Annotated in this window: 17 protein-coding genes and 1 tRNA gene; 6 read left to right on the plus strand and 12 right to left on the minus strand. The window is 64.8% G+C overall.

Annotated elements, in window-relative coordinates:
• Nucleotides 1-113 precede the first annotated feature (113 nt).
• From D9V29_RS09355 to D9V29_RS09370, 4 genes are all read right to left on the minus strand, one after another.
• Nucleotides 114-1,040, minus strand: a complete 927-nt coding sequence (locus D9V29_RS09355; protein ID WP_121673063.1) for a carbohydrate ABC transporter permease — start codon at nucleotides 1,038-1,040, stop codon at nucleotides 114-116.
• On the minus strand, nucleotides 1,037-2,116 hold the full coding sequence (locus D9V29_RS09360) for a carbohydrate ABC transporter permease (RefSeq protein WP_121673064.1): 1,080 nt from the start codon (nucleotides 2,114-2,116) through the stop codon (nucleotides 1,037-1,039). The genes D9V29_RS09355 and D9V29_RS09360 overlap by 4 nt, the downstream gene beginning before the upstream one ends.
• A gap of 90 nt (nucleotides 2,117-2,206) precedes the next feature.
• A complete protein-coding gene (locus D9V29_RS09365; RefSeq protein WP_121673065.1) occupies nucleotides 2,207-3,526 on the minus strand; it encodes an ABC transporter substrate-binding protein in 1,320 nt (439 codons plus the stop codon).
• Nucleotides 3,527-3,573: 47 nt separating this feature from the next.
• Complete coding sequence (locus D9V29_RS09370) at nucleotides 3,574-5,202, minus strand: GH39 family glycosyl hydrolase (RefSeq protein WP_121673066.1); 1,629 nt, start codon at nucleotides 5,200-5,202, stop codon at nucleotides 3,574-3,576.
• Nucleotides 5,203-5,381: 179 nt separating this feature from the next.
• Between D9V29_RS09370 and D9V29_RS09375 the strand changes: the two genes are divergently transcribed.
• Nucleotides 5,382-6,425: a LacI family DNA-binding transcriptional regulator gene (locus D9V29_RS09375; protein ID WP_121673067.1), complete on the plus strand. Its 1,044-nt coding sequence runs from the start codon at nucleotides 5,382-5,384 to the stop codon at nucleotides 6,423-6,425.
• 15 nt (nucleotides 6,426-6,440) lie between these two features.
• On the opposite strand, the gene D9V29_RS09380 is transcribed toward D9V29_RS09375, so the two are convergent.
• The gene (locus tag D9V29_RS09380) at nucleotides 6,441-6,920 is read right to left on the minus strand and encodes a PPOX class F420-dependent oxidoreductase (protein ID WP_121673068.1); all 480 of its coding nucleotides are present in this window, start codon (nucleotides 6,918-6,920) and stop codon (nucleotides 6,441-6,443) included.
• Between the two features lie 181 nt (nucleotides 6,921-7,101).
• On the opposite strand from D9V29_RS09380, the gene D9V29_RS15280 reads away from it, so the two are divergent.
• Genes D9V29_RS15280 through D9V29_RS09395 form a run of 4 tightly spaced genes read left to right on the plus strand, consistent with a single transcriptional unit; the run spans nucleotide 7,102 to nucleotide 9,677 of the window.
• Nucleotides 7,102-7,266: a DUF8730 family Cys-rich protein gene (locus D9V29_RS15280; RefSeq protein ID WP_505816943.1), complete on the plus strand. Its 165-nt coding sequence runs from the start codon at nucleotides 7,102-7,104 to the stop codon at nucleotides 7,264-7,266.
• A 25-nt stretch (nucleotides 7,267-7,291) separates the two neighbouring features.
• Entirely contained in the window at nucleotides 7,292-8,962 is a 1,671-nt protein-coding gene (locus D9V29_RS09385) for an FAD-dependent oxidoreductase (protein WP_121673069.1), read from the plus strand.
• Between the two features lie 11 nt (nucleotides 8,963-8,973).
• Entirely contained in the window at nucleotides 8,974-9,264 is a 291-nt protein-coding gene (locus D9V29_RS09390) for a metal-sensitive transcriptional regulator (RefSeq protein ID WP_121673070.1), read from the plus strand.
• A 41-nt stretch (nucleotides 9,265-9,305) separates the two neighbouring features.
• Nucleotides 9,306-9,677, plus strand: coding sequence for a thioredoxin family protein (locus D9V29_RS09395; RefSeq protein ID WP_121673071.1), 372 nt, complete (start codon nucleotides 9,306-9,308; stop codon nucleotides 9,675-9,677).
• Between the two features lie 47 nt (nucleotides 9,678-9,724).
• Here the strand turns inward: D9V29_RS09395 and D9V29_RS09400 are convergent, their stop codons facing one another.
• The 3 genes from D9V29_RS09400 to D9V29_RS09410 are packed head-to-tail and all read right to left on the minus strand — an operon-like array spanning nucleotide 9,725 to nucleotide 11,236.
• A complete protein-coding gene (locus D9V29_RS09400) occupies nucleotides 9,725-10,210 on the minus strand; it encodes an NUDIX hydrolase (protein ID WP_121673072.1) in 486 nt (161 codons plus the stop codon).
• A 59-nt stretch (nucleotides 10,211-10,269) separates the two neighbouring features.
• A complete protein-coding gene (locus D9V29_RS09405; RefSeq protein WP_121673073.1) occupies nucleotides 10,270-10,875 on the minus strand; it encodes a hypothetical protein in 606 nt (201 codons plus the stop codon).
• Between the two features lie 34 nt (nucleotides 10,876-10,909).
• Nucleotides 10,910-11,236 (minus strand): TraR/DksA family transcriptional regulator, encoded by a 327-nt coding sequence (locus tag D9V29_RS09410; RefSeq protein ID WP_121673074.1) that lies wholly within the window; start codon nucleotides 11,234-11,236, stop codon nucleotides 10,910-10,912.
• Nucleotides 11,237-11,555: 319 nt separating this feature from the next.
• Here D9V29_RS09410 and D9V29_RS09415 point away from each other — a divergent pair, with 319 nt between their 5' ends.
• Nucleotides 11,556-11,969 carry a hypothetical protein gene (locus tag D9V29_RS09415; protein WP_375154068.1) on the plus strand — a complete coding sequence of 138 codons (414 nt, stop codon included), beginning with the start codon at nucleotides 11,556-11,558 and terminating at the stop codon, nucleotides 11,967-11,969.
• 284 nt (nucleotides 11,970-12,253) lie between these two features.
• Here D9V29_RS09415 and D9V29_RS09420 read toward each other — a convergent pair.
• The 4 genes from D9V29_RS09420 to D9V29_RS09435 all read right to left on the minus strand — a co-directional run bounded on the left by D9V29_RS09420 (nucleotide 12,254) and on the right by D9V29_RS09435 (nucleotide 16,100).
• Nucleotides 12,254-12,325: transfer RNA gene (locus D9V29_RS09420), tRNA-Gln, on the minus strand.
• 57 nt (nucleotides 12,326-12,382) lie between these two features.
• The gene (locus D9V29_RS09425; RefSeq protein ID WP_121673076.1) at nucleotides 12,383-13,318 is read right to left on the minus strand and encodes an NAD(P)/FAD-dependent oxidoreductase; all 936 of its coding nucleotides are present in this window, start codon (nucleotides 13,316-13,318) and stop codon (nucleotides 12,383-12,385) included.
• Nucleotides 13,315-14,835 (minus strand): glutamate--tRNA ligase, encoded by a 1,521-nt coding sequence (gene gltX, locus D9V29_RS09430; protein ID WP_121673077.1) that lies wholly within the window; start codon nucleotides 14,833-14,835, stop codon nucleotides 13,315-13,317. The genes D9V29_RS09425 and gltX overlap by 4 nt, the downstream gene beginning before the upstream one ends.
• Before the next feature lie 11 nt (nucleotides 14,836-14,846).
• On the minus strand, nucleotides 14,847-16,100 hold the full coding sequence (locus tag D9V29_RS09435; RefSeq protein ID WP_121673078.1) for an MFS transporter: 1,254 nt from the start codon (nucleotides 16,098-16,100) through the stop codon (nucleotides 14,847-14,849).
• Nucleotides 16,101-16,105 lie beyond the last annotated feature (5 nt).

Consider the following 16,105-nt stretch of genomic DNA (forward strand, 5'->3'; position numbering starts at 1 on the left):
TCCCACCGGCGCACTGGTCGGCGTCATCGATAAAAGCGGCTGGATTCCTCGAGGAATCCAGCCGCTTTTCGTCACAACACCGCAGCGCTGTCGCCACGGACGTTTTCGCAGAGTCAGCCTTTGACAGCACCCTCCATGACGCCGGCGACGAGCTGCTTGCCCGCGATCGCCAGAACGATGAGAAGTGGGGCTGCGACGAGGAACACTCCCGACATCACGAGCCCGGTGTCCGATGTGAAGGCTCCTCGGAGCTGGGGGATCACGAGCGGCATCGTGAGTTGTGATCGCATCACCACCGACGGCCAGAAGAAGCTGTTCCACGATCCGATGAAGGTGAACAGCGCGAGCGTGGCCGCTCCCGGCCGCGCTGCCGGCAGCGCGATCGACCAGAAGATCCGGAACATCGAGGCGCCGTCGACGCGCGCCGCTTCGATCAGTTCGAATGGCAGCGCCTCCTGAAGGTATTGCGTCATCCAGAACACGCCGAAGGCTCCGATGAGACCGGGAACCGCCAGTGCGAGGAGCGAGTCGATCCAGCCGAATTCGTTCATCATGACGAACATGGGGATCGTACCGATCTGGGCGGGGATCACCATGGTGCCGATCACCGCGACGTACAGCACCTGCCGGCCACGGAATCGAAGTTTGGAGAAGGTGAAGCCGGCGAGCGTTGCAAAGAACACCGTCGATGCGCTGACCGTGGTTGCAACGAGCAGAGAGTTCCCGAACGCCAGCCAGATGCTGAACTGCTCGGTGGAGAACACCTGGCCGAAGTTTTCCAGGAGCGTCACCGTCGGCAACCACGTCGGGAGAGTACCGACCGAGCGGGCGATCTCGGTGGTCGTCGATGATCCGTACATCGCGGCCGCATAGAGGGGGAAGACCGAGATGACGAAGACGACCGCGAGGATGGCGTAGGTGAGCCACCCCGGCCGGCGAGCTGATGGCTGGGTTGCGACGGACTTGCCCCTGGCGGTCCGTTTCCTGGCGTACCGTGCGGCTCCCTTGCCGGCCGTGTTCTCGATGTATGCCGTGTTCATCGGGCATTCCCTTCGGACGATTCGTTCACGTCGGCCGACGGAGCGGCCTGCGCGCGTGCCTTGGACGCAGCGCGGAGGAATTTGGGCATTCGTTTCGTTCCGGAGTCCGATGACGCGATCGTGCGTGTGAGCACGATGTTGACGAGCGACAGCGTCAGGATGATGGCGGCGAAGATCCAGCCCACTGCAGCGGCCTGGCCGAGCCGGTCCTGCCAGTCACCGAATCCGAGGTTGTACAGGTAGAGCACTACGGTGGTCCACTGGTTGTCCGCGCCACCGGTACCACCGCCGGTACCGCCTCCGTCGAACATCCGCGCCTCATCGAAGATCTCCAGACCACCGATCGTCATGGTCAGAATGATGAAGATCAGGGTCGGACGGATGCCTGGAATGGTCACCGAGAAGAACTGGCGCACGCGGCCGGCACCGTCCACTGTCGCCGCCTCGTAGAGGTCACGCGGAACAGCCTGCATCGCGGCGAGGAAGATCAGCGCGTTGTATCCCGTCCACCGGAAGATGACCATCGATCCGATCGCGATGTGTGACAGCTGTCGGTCCTGGAAGAACGGAGAACTGTACTGGGTGAGAAGGCCGAGGTCGTGGAGGTTCGGAACGAGAAGGCCGAACTGACCGTAGACCTGACCGAAGATCATCGACGTGGCGACGGGCATCACGACGAAAGGGATCAGCACGCTCATGCGCCAGAACGTACGGGCGCGCAGGTTCTGGTCGAGAATCGACGCGATCACCAGCGCGAGAATCAGCTGCGGAATCCCGCCCCACAGGAAGATCGAGAAGGTGTTCTCGAGTGATCGCCAGAACAGCGGCTGGCGGAGCACCCAGGCGAAGTTGTCGAGACCGACGAAGTCGCCCATCCCCGAGCGCCTGTGCCAGTCGTGGAGTGCAACGACCACATTGAAGAAGAGGGGAAAGGCGCCGAAGACCGCGAAGACGATGAAAAACGGCGAGATATAGAGATAGGGCGAGACCTTGATGTCCCAGCGCGACAGGCGCTGCCCCCAGCCGACGCGGCGCGCGGTGCGCGGTGCGCCTGTAGCCAATGTTTCGGTTGCCAAGGCTGATGCCTTCCGTGAGATTCAGTGGGGTGTGAAGCGAGCGGTGATCCGGTCCCCGGGGACCGAGGACCGGATCACGCGAGGGTGGAATCAGTCAGCGGTGTCGAAGCCGAGCGCCTCGAAGTCGCCGACGACGGATTCCCACGCCTCTTCCGGCGTTGCGCCGCCGGACTCGACAAGCGAGATACCGTCTGTGACCAGCGACTGGATTCCCGCGAAGTTCTCGCCGCGGAAACCCCCAGCGGCCGAGTCTCCGGCTGCAGCCGCGAGGTCGCCGTAGACCTGACCGAGGCGCAGTCCGCCGTAGAACTCGTTCTCCGTCTCGGAGATGTCGGCGTTTTCGATCGCCTCAACCTGTGAGGGGAACTGACCAGTGGTGTGGAACCACTGCACGGCCGCCTCCGGCGACGTGAGATAGTCGGCGAGTTTCACGGCCCAGCCGGTGTTGTCACCGGTTGCTGGGACGGAGAAGAACGAGCCTCCCCAGTTTCCTCCCCCGTCGGGGAACGTGCTGGAAACGCGCCATCCTTCGATGCCCGCGGCGTTCTCGGCGATGATCCCGGTCATCCACGCCGGGGTCACCACGGTTGCCCACTGCTGATTCTGGAATCCTGCACCCCAGTCGGCGTGACCGATCGGGATCCCGGCGGACACGCCATCGTCCGCCGCGTCGGCGAACGTCATGAACAACTCCTTGACCTCGGCGTTGTCTGCGAGGTTGTACGGGTCGCCGGACTCCGGGTCTTCGAAGGCTGCCGGGAGCAGGTTGATCGCCGCCTGGAAGGCGCTGGAAAGCGAGTCGATGAAGTAGTTGTCGCTCGTCGCGACGTATTCGCGACCGGCATCGAGGAACGACTCCCAGGTCGCGGCGTCACCACCGATGAACTCACCGAACAGCTCCGGGTCGGCCGCAACGCCCGCGGCAGAGGTCATGTCCTGGTTGAAGGCGATGCCGAGAGGGCCGATGTCCGTGCCGTATCCGGTGATGACGTCATCAACCGAACCCTGCTTCACCTTCCAGTCCACCCAGCGGTCGGGGATCTCGGGAAGCTCCACCCAGTCGTCGGGAGCCGCCATCATCTCGGTCCACCAGTCGAGCTCGATGAGGTGGACGTCTGAGAGCCCGGCTCCTCCCGAGGAGAGGCCATTGCGCAGCACGGTCTGAGCTGAGGCGCCGTCGGGGAACGATTCGACGGCGATTTTGATCCCGTACTCCTCCTCGAATGACGCGAGCAGTTCCGGCGGGAAGTCCATCCAGGCAGCGACGGTCAACTGCTCCGGCTTGTTGTCTTCGGTCGCTTTCTCACCGCCGCCCCCGGCCGAACCACCCCCTCCGGTGCAGGCAGTGAGAGTGAGGGCGGTCACCGCCGCGAAAACGGCGATTCCTGCGAATTTTTTGGTTCGTCTCATGATGCAAATCCTTTCGATACTTCGTCGTACGAGAAACTGAGGTGGGGTTAGTGGGCGGGAAAGATCGACATGACGGCCCACGGTGCGAGCGAGATGTCGATCGCGAGCACTCCGTCGGAGTCGACGGTGAGTGTTCGGTGATCCAGGTCGTCGGCGATCGTCGTGAGATCGGCGACGTCCTGGCGTGACAGGTTGAGGGGCTCGCCCATGAGGTGCCAGGCGGTTACAACATCACCGTGGTCCTGGTCGAGGATTTCAACGCGGTAAACGTCGCCCTGCCGCAGCCCCGCGACACTATGAGAAATGCGTCGATTCGGCCCTTCGCCGGCCAGACGCCGCGTCTGGGCGTAGGAATTTGCCGTACCGACGGATCTCGTGTCCATGGAATCCGGATAGTTGAAGAAGACCGCCGTGACGGCATCCGCTGCTGTGCGAGTGATGACACCATGCTCGGTCTGCAGCGCGATACGGTCGCCGAGGCGATTGAGCATCGCCATCGCGTGGAAGGTGGGCTTATGGATGCCCTGTTCGTTGACGAAGCCGAAGCCGCCGTGGAAGGGTCCGATGCCACCGCCGCCCTCCTCGAACACGTCGGTGAACGTCCAGTACGAAATGGAGTCGGCGAGCTCATGGCTTTGCAGGAATGCGCGAGCGATGTAGGTGGCAGCGAACACGGTGTCGTGCATCCGGTCACGGCTGGACGGCGACGTGGACCATTCGGTGATGTGCAACTCCGCCTGCGGGTACGGGGAATCGGCGATGACCTGCTTCATGACCCTCAGGTCATTGCGGGTCGCGTCACGCTGTCGGCTGATGGCCCGCCCAACGCCCTGGGTGTCGAAAGCGAAATCGGTCGGGTACAGGTGGGTGGAGAGGAAGTCGATGGGCAGATCGCGTTCGGCGCAGTACGCGATGAACTCGTGGATCCATACCGGTTTCCATGGGAGCGCCTCGGGGTCCGGTGCTTCGGCCGTAGCGGTTTCGACCGACCGGTCGTGGTACTCACCGTCGTAACGCGCGTCAGGGACGAAGACGGATGACGACGGCCCACCGACCCGCAGTTGTGAATCGATCGCCTTGACGGCGAGAACGGTTGCCTCATACAGCTCGAAGTACTCGGTCCTCGTGCCGGTCCAGAAGTGCGGAACGAGGTTCGGCTCGTTCCACACTTCGAACGGCCAGGTGCGGACCTCGTCGATTCCGTAGCGGTCGATCCAGTGTTCGATGGTCGCGGTGACGAGGGCGACCCAGGCACCCATGTCCTTCGGTGGGCTGCAGTGCGCCTTCCACCAGAACAGCGTCTCGGTCTGCGTCGCGAGCTCCCGTGGCATGAAGCCGAGTTCAACGAATGGGCGGGCACCGGCATCGAGGATCGCGTCGAAGACCTTGTCCACATAGGCGAAGGTGTATACCGGCTCGGCGAGCGGCGTTGGTGGACCGAAGCCGCCACCATCCGACGCGCGGTAGACGAACATGTCGTCGTGGAACACGCCGTGGAACCGCACGTATCGTGCGCCGAGCACGGTGACCGCTTCCTGGAAGTGACGCTGCCAGTCCGCACGCAGTGCCTCGTTCGCGCGACCGGCTCCGATGCATTCGTTCCAGATGTGTCGGAGCGGTAATTCGCCGGAGGGACGTCCGTCCACCAATATGCTTGCCGGTGATTCGACGGACATGACGACCTCCTTTGGTCACGATCGGCACCGTGCCGAATCGCTGGCGAAAATGTTTCGCAACGTGTATCGTTGGTTCATAGTAGGTTTGCAAGACAGCGGCTGTCAACTAGCAAAAATCACCCTGTTTTCAGCGCCGATGCAGAAGTGATCGCTCGAAATATTTTCGACAGGAGGACCGCATGACGCAGGATCCCAACGCGCGGCGCGCGACACTGGACGACGTCGCCCTAGCGGTCGGCGTTTCGAAGGCGACGGTTTCCAAAGCGTTGAACGGGCGTGATGACATCTCGCCGCAGACCCGCGAGCGCGTTCTCGCGGCTGTTGCTGCGCTGGAGTATCGACCGACGACGGTCCCCTCCCCCGTCGCATCCCGTCGCACCCTGGCGGTCGTCTTCGACGTCCCTGCTTCGCCCTACATCCTCGGTGTGCTTCAGGGCACGCTGACAGAGGCGACAGACTCCCATATCGATCTCCTCATCCGCCTCGCACCCGAACGAACGTCACGCTCCCACCGCACCGTTGCCCGCGAGTGGATCGCCGAACAGCGCGATTCCGGCGTCGTCGGCATCATCGGTCTCACGCTGTCCGAACCTGATGGACTCATCGACGCGGCCAGCGACGCCAGACTGCCGTTCATCATCGTCGACCCTGTCGACACGAAGCACCGCCGAATGGTGAGCGTCGGATCAAGCAACTGGTCAGGCGCACGGACAGCGGCTGAACACCTCATCGCCCTGGGCCACCGACGCATCGCCTGGATCGGCGGCCCGGAGGCGTCAGACGCCGCCCGTGACCGCCGACTCGGTTATCAGGCCGCGCTCGATTCCGCTGGCCTGACGGTTGACCCTGCTCTGATCCGTTCGGGCCCGTTCGCCGTACTGACCGGGGCCGAGCTCGCGCGAGAGGTGCTTGCCCTGCCAAGCCCGCCCACCGCGATCATGGCGGCAGACGACGAAATTGCGGTGGGCGTTCTCGCTACCGCGCACTCGCTGGGCATCCGGGTTCCGGAGGAGCTCAGCGTCACGGGATTCGACGACACCCCCCAGGCCGCCTGGACAACACCCCCGCTCACGACCGTCTACCAGCACCTCGCCGGAATGGGAGCGATGGCCGTCCGGACCATCCTCGTCATGGCTGATGGGCGCCGCCCATCCTCTCGGCATGTCGAATTGGCGACCTCGCTGACCGTTCGCGACAGCACGGCCGTCGCTCAACCCGGCTGACGACGACGATACGCGCTACTGCGCGTCGAGACGCGAAGCGACCTCGGGCGGGAAGCCACCCGTTGCGATCGGGCCCCAGCGAGTCGGAGTGATCCGAATCAGTGACTTGTCCTGAACGGCCATGGCCTCGCGGTACTCATTCCAATCCGGGTGTTCGCCAGCGATGCACCGAAAGTAGTCGACCAGTCCGTCAGCGGCTTCGGGCATGTGCAGAACCTCGGCGTCGCCATCCACCTGCACCCACGGACCGTCCCAGTCGTCCGAGAAGATTACGACGGAGGTGTGCTGATTCCTCGCGACATTTCGCGTTTTGCTTCGTGTCGGATACGTGGAAATGACGATACGCCCTTCGGCGTCGACTCCCCCGGTCACCGGGGACATCTGCGGCCGGCCGTCCGCGCGCGTGGTGGCGAGGAGCATCCGGTGTCGCGGGCGGACGAAATCGAGAACCTCTTCACGGTTCACGGACGTAGCAGTAGCGATTGTTCGAGCCATGACCCGACTATACCCACGGCTCTTCATCAGTGACCCACCCTCCGCACCGCACCGCACCGCACCGCACCGCACCGCGGCTCAGCCCCCGGTCCTCGCTGGTTTGCTATACCCCCCGGGGTATCCTACGATGGAAGCATCAGATACCCCCCGGGGTATACCCTCGATAGGAGAACCAAACCCGATGTGCCGTGCCGTGAGCTGTAAAACCTGTGGGAAAACGACGTGGGCGGGCTGCGGCCAGCATGTCGATGACGTGATGCGCGGGGTTCCTCGCACCGATCGCTGCCAAGGTCATGCCAGCGAACCACGCACGGGTGGGTTCTTTTCTCGACTGTTCTCCCGCTGAGGGTCGGGACCGGGAAACGAGCGACATGAAAATCATCATCATCGGTGGTGTCGCCGGCGGAATGTCGGCGGCAACACGCCTCCGTCGGCTCGATGAGACAGCCGAGATCGTCGTCTTCGAGCGAGGCCCATACGTCTCCTTCGCGAACTGCGGCCTGCCGTACTACGTCGGCGGGGTCATTGAGGACCGCAACAGCCTGCTGCTGCAGACACCCGACTCGCTCTCCGCTCGCTTCCGCCTCGATGTGCGCGTCAACCAGGAAGTCGTCCGGATCGATCGGGCCGCAAAGACCGTACAGGTGACCGACGTCCTCGATGGCACCACGGCCACCGAAGGCTATGACGTTCTGATCCTCGCCGCCGGAGCGACCGCAGGGCAGGCTCTTCCCGGCCACGGCATTCCGGTACGCAGCCTCCGAACCGTCGATGACGTCGACGCGATCACCTCCGTGCTCGACAGCGTAGGAATCGGTGCCAGGGCAGTCGTCGTCGGAGCCGGGTTCATCGGCCTCGAAGCCATCGAGAACCTCGTCACCCGCGGCGTGGCGGTCACGCTCGTGCAACGAGGCCCTCGGCCCCTCTCCCCTCTCGACCCTGAGATGGCCGGCGCTGTTCTCGACACCCTGCTCCTCCACGGCGTCGATGTACGCGTCAACAGCACGGTCGCCGACGTGCGCGACGGCCGGGTACACCTCGACGACGGGTCTGTCATTGAGACCGACCTCATCGTTGAAGCCCGAGGCGTCCGCCCCGACACGGACCTCGCGCGCTCAGCAGGCCTCACGATCGGGGCGACCGGCGGTATCACCGTCGACGAGTACCAGCGCACGAACGATCCGTCAATCTATGCGGTCGGCGACGCGGTCGAGAAGACGGATGCCATCGACGCGGCCGCAACGCTCGTCACCATGGCGGGACTCGCCAACAGACACGGCAGAACCGCCGCGGACGCCATCGCCGGAGTCGCTGACCCCAGCGTCCCGGCGCTGGGTACAGCGATCGTCGGTCTGTTCGGGCTCACCATCGCCATGGTCGGCTGGAGCGAGACCCGTCTCGCGGCCTCAGGTCGTCCGCACCGGGTCGTCCACACACATCCGTCTTCACACGCCGGCTACTACCCTGGCGCTGAGCAGATGTCGATGAAGCTGCTCATCGATTCACAAACGGACGCCATCCTGGGCGCCCAGATCGTCGGTGGAGCAGGCGTCGACAAGCGGATCGACGTCATCGCCACCGCCATGGCAGGCGGCCTGACCGCATCACAGTTGTCGCGACTCGAGCTCGCCTATGCGCCGCAGTTCGGATCAGCGAAGGATGCCGTGAACATGGCCGGATACGTCGCCGACAACCTCGCGACCGGTGCGACCCGGAGCATCCAGTGGCACGAGCTCGACGACGCGACCACCTCCGGTGCGACCCTCGTCGACGTCCGCTCAGCCGACGAATTCGCGCGCGGCGCCATTCCAGGCGCGATCAACCTGCCGCTCGACGACATCCGGGCGCGAATCGCCGAACTGCCGGACACGCCCCTCGTCGTTCACTGCCAGGTCGGGCAGCGCGGTCACACCGCAGCGCGACTTCTCACCCAATTGGGCCGCCACGTGCGTAATCTCGATGGTGGATACCGAACCTGGCTCGCCGGGACCGCCGCGACAGGCAACTTCGCCGACACTTCCCCCGCTCAGACCTACGCTTAAGGACCCCCGACATGTCGACACCAGCCGAAGCGCCCACCGAGTCCGCCGCTGACAGCCAGAAGAAAATCCTCAACCGGCTGCGCCGCGCCCAGGGGCAGCTAACCTCGGTGATCACCGCCGTCGAATCAGGTGCCGAGTGTCGCGACGTCGTCACCCAGCTCGCCGCCGTTTCGAAGGCGCTCGACCGCGCCGGCTTCACAATCGTCTCGTCGGCGATGCGGGACTGCATCAGCTCGCCGGATGACGCGAGCGACCCACTCACCGTGGAAGAGCTTGAAAAGCTTTTCCTCACGCTCGCCTGAGCGTTCGTGCGACCGCAACGGCAACAGCCGAAAGGAATCCGATGACCACCATCGACCTCACGTCTACCTCGTTCAACTCCGCTGTCGAAGACAACGACATCCTCTTCGTCGACTTCTGGGCCGCGTGGTGCGGACCGTGCCGGGCGTTCGCGCCGACGTTCCAGGCGGCATCCGAAGCCCACCCCGACATCGTCTTCGGCAAGGTCGACACCGAGGCTGAGCAGGAACTGTCCGCGGCCGCCGGAATCACGTCCATACCGACCCTGATGGTCTTCCGAGACCAGATCCTCGTGTTCTCCCAGCCGGGCGCGCTGGCTCCGCCGCAGCTTGACCAGGTGATCGCGGCGGTGAAGGGGCTCGACATGGACGAGGTTCGCAAGTCCATCGCCGAAACGAACGCCCAGGGCTCCTGAGGCAGTCGCGTCTCACTCACCCGAGAGCTGGTCGACGAACTCCCTGGCTAGCCGGACAACACTCCCCGGGCTCGCAGGCTGTCCATCAGGGCATCCAGCACGACAAGCTGGCCACGCACCAGCTTCACCCGCGCGTCTGCCAGTCCCACCCAGCGCGCGTCGTCCACTTCGGGAAACTCCCGCATCACGCCTGAGCCCTTCGGCCACTCAAGCGTGAACGTGTTGCTCGCCAGCCGATCAATAGCGAACTCGGTTTCCGCAGCGAACACCGTCACCACCTTCCCGGAGGGCTGCCTGAATTCCCCCAGGTTAGCGTATTCCACGTTCGGCGTCGGCACACCGATCTCTTCTTCGAATTCCCGCTGTGCCGCGACGAACGGATCCGACCCAGGCTCGTACTCCCCTTTCGGGATGGACCAGGCCGCGTCCTGCTTGCGGGCCCAGAACGGACCGCCCATGTGGGCGATCCACACCTCGGGTTCCCCGGCATCCGTCAGGCGATAGAGCAAAATGCCCGCGCTCTGAACGACCATCGGTTTGCAACTCCGTTCCGGCTTTAGACCGTGCCAGCGTCCCCGGCACGAGGGTGGCGCTAAATGTACTGGTTCAGCCCCACATCGCCAATGCTGTCGACTCGGATCTCATCCCACAGAACGACGGACGAGGCATCCGCGGCGCTTGTTTGGATTGCGCGATCGACCAGCCGTCGGGCGAGGAGTCCGGGATCGTTGCACCGCCCAGCCAGGATGATCGTCACGATGACGTAGGTCCCGACGCGTTGTTCCACTTCGGCCTGGATTGCCTCGCTTGCGGTTTCGCACGCTGCCAGGAGAGTGTCGCGCGAATTGTTGGACGTTCGGCCTTGATCCGGCGAGCCGACAACGAGAATGATGTGCTGCAGAGTCGGCTGTTGTTGAACGAGCATCACGCACTCGACCGTGCGGGCCTGGAGATCGCCTTTCACGCGCACGGCATCGGCAGGTTCCGACAGTTCGACGCCGATGACGACGGCGCGGAACCTTGCGTCCGCCGTCCTCAGTTCTCCCCCAACGTCGACACCAGGGAGATCCTGCATCGCGCTAAGACACGGAAGGGGGTCACCCAGCAGAAGGATGCTGGGCGGTTTCCGCCCCCGGTCTTCCGTGTCGACGTCTCGCCAGCCGGGCATCCGGTACGCGGTTCGTGATTCGATCACCATGACGCACTCTCTTTCTCCCGGCTGCGAAAGCCTCCTAAAACCTGTCAGCCGCGTCCTGGCAGCCGAGACAGGACGCTGCGAAAGGCACAGCGTCGAGGCGACCGGCCGGAATCGCGTTTCCGCACTTTCCACACAATCCGTAGGTGCCGGCATCCAGACGCCTCAGAGCGCTCTGGATCTGCTCGGCCACTGCCTTCGCGGTCGCGCTGGTGGACCAGGCGACGGGATCGATGTGGGGAGCGGCACGGTCGGCGAGTTCGTGGATAAGCGTCTCCCGTTCAGCCAGCTCCTGCAGAAGCGTGCGACGCAAGGCGTCGTTCGTGGTGTTGGGGGCCACCGAGGCAATGGGTTGAGTGTTCATTGTGAACTCCTTGAAAGAACTAAAAAACGCGCCGCATGTGCGGCGCGCTCCTACTGATCCAGTGTGCGGATCGTTACCCGCTGGAGCCCTGCCGGCCCGACATGCTGCGAACCCGAAGATGCGCTCGGTACCCTGCTGACGAAACTCCACTGGGCGTGATCGAGGAGCGTCCTTCAGGGACTACCAACTCCGCGATCTCGCTCATGGCCTCACCATAGCCCAGCCTGCAGGAAAGGCAAGTCCGCGGCGTAATCACCGGCCCAGCATCGAAGGCGTGCTCGTCTTCCGGGCTCTCCAGGGTGTCGCAGCCGCCATGGTGATGCCCCAGACGGTCGCCCTTCTCCGGTCAACGTTCCCCCGTGAAGAGTTCGGGATGGCAGTGGGAGCCTGGGGCGGCGTTTCATCCGTCTCCATCGCGGGCGGCCCTCTCGTCACCGGCCGACGTGGTGCAGGCTCCAAGCTGGGGCTGGGAAAGCGCCGCAACGATCGGGACCTTTGCAGCCGCTGTCCTCATACTTGCCCTCTTCGTCATCGTCGAAAGCCGGGTGAAGAACCCGCTCATTCCGCTGAGCCTGTTCAAGGCCGCCGGCGTCAGTGTCGGCGGTCTCGTCTCCGTCGCAAATTTCTTCGCGATCCTCGGCGTGACTTTCCTGCTGACCCTATTCCTGATGAACTCATTACTGCAGCAATCGACTCCTGCTCACGCTCTGGGGAGCCATCGGCAGCGCTCTGAAGGAACCAGTGCGCGAGTCAGGCGACGGGCGCTAGTCGCGATTCTCTTCACCGGGAGCGTCCCAGCCGAGTCGGTTGGGACGCTGTCTTGTGCGGGATCGGCGCCCGCGCACTACACGTTCGGCGGCCGCGGACCTTTAACTCCCTCGTGAAATGATCTCCTACCAAGGATCTCGCGAGACCGCGGTTGCGAGGAGTCCTTGGTCAGGGCAGCACCGAGACGATACCGTGCGAACGTCGGAGTATGTAACAACAAAACCCCCGCCGAAGCGAGGGTTTTTACTGCTGGGGTACCTGGACTCGAACCAAGAACAAATGAACCAGAATCATCCGTGTTGCCAATTACACCATACCCCAATGGCCTAAAGCATTGCTTGGGCCGGTTGTCAACAGTACCCTACCGCTGGCTCACTCTCAAATTGAGGGAACCCTCGCGGACACCATGTCGCGCACGATGGTTGCCGACACCTGTGCCCCCGTGCCCGCCGCGACAATGAGCTGCTCCGGGCCCGGCGGGGTTATGTCTCCCGCGGCATATAGCCCTGGCACCGACGTGCGACCGTGCGCATCGACGACGAGCAAACCCAAGTTGTCTGTCTCTGCTCCCAGCCCATCGAGAAAGCCGAGTGCGCCGCTCCAGAGCGGGCGCACGAAGCCGCCCGTTCGCGCGATGACCTCGCCGTCAGCGAGTTTCAGCCCGGTGAGTTGTGCGCGTTCACCGACGAACTCCGACACGACGCGACGCTCGACCCGGATGCCGGAACTCGCCAGCATCCGCTCATCGGATTCGGAAACCTCACCGACTCCGTTGGTGAAGACGATGATGTCCTCGCTCCATACGGACGCGTGCATGGCACGCTCGGCGAGGTCGTCTGACTCACCGACAACGGCGAGGGCCTCCCCCGCTTTTTCGTAGCCGTCGCACTCGTAGCAGCTGTGCAGCGCGGTGCCGTAGAAGGCGCGCAGGTTTCCGATCGCCGGAAGCGTCTCGCGGAGCCCGGCGGCGATGAGCACCCTCGTGGCGGTGACGTCCTGGTCGGGAGCGCCCCGGACGCCGGTCGCCGTGACACGGAAGCCTCCGTCGATCGCCGTCACACCGTCGACGAGTGCGAACTGCACCTCGGCATCGTCGTACTGGGCGACCTCTTCCCGGCCGAGCTTGCGCAGCTCAAGCGGAGAGATGCCGTCCCGGGTGAGGAACCCGTGCGAGTGCAGTGTCGCCGCGTTGCGGGGCCGGTTGCCGTCGAGCACGAGCACGCGCTGCCGCGCCCGGACGAGGTTCAGCGCGGCTGACAGGCCCGCCGGTCCCCCGCCGACCACGACGACATCGACATCGAGCCCGCCGGTCATGCTGACAGGTGAGCCGAGAGCCGGTTGAGCCGGGCGAGGGTGTCGGCCTTGCCGAGGATCTCCATGGATTCGAACAGGGGCGGTGATACCCGACGGCCGGAGACGGCGACCCGCAACGGACCGTAGGCGATCCGCGGCTTGAGACCGAGGCCCTCGATGAGCGCGCCGGCAAGCGTCGCCTGCAGGTTCTCGGTGGTCCACTCGGCCTCGGAGACACCGGTGAGGGCCGAAACCGACGCCGTGAGGACATCGCCGGCGTTCTGCGGGAGGCTCTTCAATGCGTCGTCCTGGAAGTCGATGCCGGCGGCATCCGTGAAGAGGAACCCGAGCATTCCCGGTGCCTCACCGAGGAGACCGATGCGCTCCTGTACGAGCGGCGCCGCCTTGCTGAGAATGGCACGCTGCTCGTCGCTGAGCGGCTCGGTGAGGATGCCCTCACGCACGAGATACGGAATGGTGCGCTCCGCGAAGTCGGCGACGTCGAGCAGGCGGATGTGGTCCCCGTTGATCGACTCAGCCTTCTTGAGATCGAAGCGGGCGGGGCTCGGGTTGACGTTGACGACGTCGAACGCGGCGACCATCTCGTCAAGCGAGAAGACGTCGCGGTCGGCGGAGAGTCCCCAGCCGAGCAGCGCGAGGTAGTTGACGAGCCCCTCGGGGATGAAGCCGCGGTCGCGGTGGTGGAACAGGTTCGACTCGGGGTCGCGCTTCGAGAGCTTCTTGTTGCCGTCACCCATGACGTACGGGAGGTGACCGAAGCGCGGGATGAACGTCGTCAGCCCGATGTCGACGAGAGCGTGGTACAGCGCGATCTGCCTGGGAGTCGATGGGAGCAGATCCTCGCCGCGAAGCACGTGGGTGATTCCCATGAGCGCATCGTCGACGGGGTTCACGAACGGGTAGAGCGGGTGGCCGTTGGGGCGGACAACGACGAAGTCGGTGAACGAGCCGGCGGGGAACGTGATCTCACCACGGACGAGGTCGTCGAAGCTGAGGTCGGTGTCAGGCACCCGCAGCCGGAGGGCTGGCAGACGACCCTCAGCACGGAAAGCGGCGCGCTGCTCGTCGGTGAGGTCGCGGTCGAAGTTGTCGTATCCGAACTGCTTGGGGCGGCCTGCGGCGGCGTTGCGCTCGTCGATCTCTTCAGCGTTCGAGTAGCTCTCGTACACGTGGCCGGCGGCGGTGAGCTTCTCGATGACGTCGCGGTACACGTCGGCGCGCTGCGACTGTCGGTACGGGCCGTGGTCTCCCCCGGCGCCTTCACCCTCGTCCCAGTCGAGCTTCAGCCAGCGGAGCGCCTCGAGAATGAGCTCGTAGCTCTCCTCGCTGTCACGGGCGGCATCCGTGTCTTCGATCCGGAACACGAGCTTGCCGCCCGTGTGCCGCGCGTATGCCCAGTTGAACAGGGCGGTTCGGATGAGCCCGACGTGAGGCGTGCCGGTCGGCGACGGGCAGAATCGGACGCGAACGTCGGTGCCGGAAGCCGTTGAGAAGAGGGGAGAATTATCGCTTGACATCACCCGCAATCCTAGTCGCTGAGCCTGAACGCGGGCGCGGGCCTGCGGGCGACAAGAATCGCCGCGACGAGAACGGCGGCGACGAGGGCGCTCGCGACCAGCGAAAGCCCGTCGAAGCCGAGCAGGGCCAGCGTCGGCCCGGCCAGCGCTCCCCCTGCGGCGCCGGATAGATTCATCAAGGTGTCGGTGATGCCCTGCACCCGAGGCCGGCGGAGCGCTGCGGTCGACTCGGTCACGAGCGCTGAACCAGCCACCGTCGACGCGCTCCAGCCGAGGCCGAGCAGCACGAGTCCCGCTGTCACGGCCGATGAGGTCTCGGCACCGATCGCGAGAGTAGCGAGCGACGCGAGGAACAGCCCCTGCCCGAGGAGGATGACGGGCATGCGACCGAGTCGGTCCGCGAGCATCCCGAACACGGGCGAGAGCGCGAACATCCCGGCGACGTGGAGGCTGATCGTGAGTCCGATGATGGTCAGGCTGGCGCCATGGTGCTGAAGATGCACCGGCGTCATCGACATCACGGACACCATCGTCGCGTGGCTGAGCGCAACGGTGAGGATTGCGAATCGTTCCCTCGAGCGCGATTCGGATGCCGTCGGTGCCGGCCGCGACATGGTATCCGTCTCGGCTCCGAGGGCTCGAGCCGTGAGGAGAGGATCAGGGCGAAGCGCGACGAGGTACACCGTCGCGGCGAGTACCTGGGCGGTGATCCCGAACAGAAACGGCCCTGTGAGCGGGACGAGGCCGAAGATCCGGCCCACCGCGTCGCCGGGTTCGAGCAGATTCGGTCCGGCGACGGCACCGAGGGTTGTGGCCCAGACAACGATGGACAGGTCCCTGCCGCGCGTGCGGTCGGTGGCGAGGTCGGTCGCAGCGAATCGGGCCTGAAGCCCGACGGCCGAGCCGGTGCCGATCAGGGCGAGCGCGACGAGGAGCAGCGGAAAGCTGCGAACGGATGCCGCCACGACGGTGAGCATGGCACCCGACGCGGACACCAGGGCACCGACGCTCAGCGCGACGCGCCGACCATGTCTGACGGCGACCCTGGCGAGCGGGATCGCCGTGATCGCCGCTCCGAGCGTCGACATCGTCGCGGCCATGCCGGACCAGGCGTCGGATCCGGACACATCGGCGGCAAGCAGGGCACCGAGCGACAGGGTCGCACCGATGGCGAAACCACCGAGAACCTGGCCGGCGGAGAGAAACCAGACGCTTCGCCGCTGGAGCGCAGCGATCCGGGCGTCTCCGGTCGCTGTGTTGCTCATCTCAG

Origin of the sequence: Mycetocola manganoxydans (genome assembly GCF_003667545.1) — a bacterium.
Lineage (GTDB): Bacteria > Actinomycetota > Actinomycetes > Actinomycetales > Microbacteriaceae > Mycetocola_A > Mycetocola_A manganoxydans.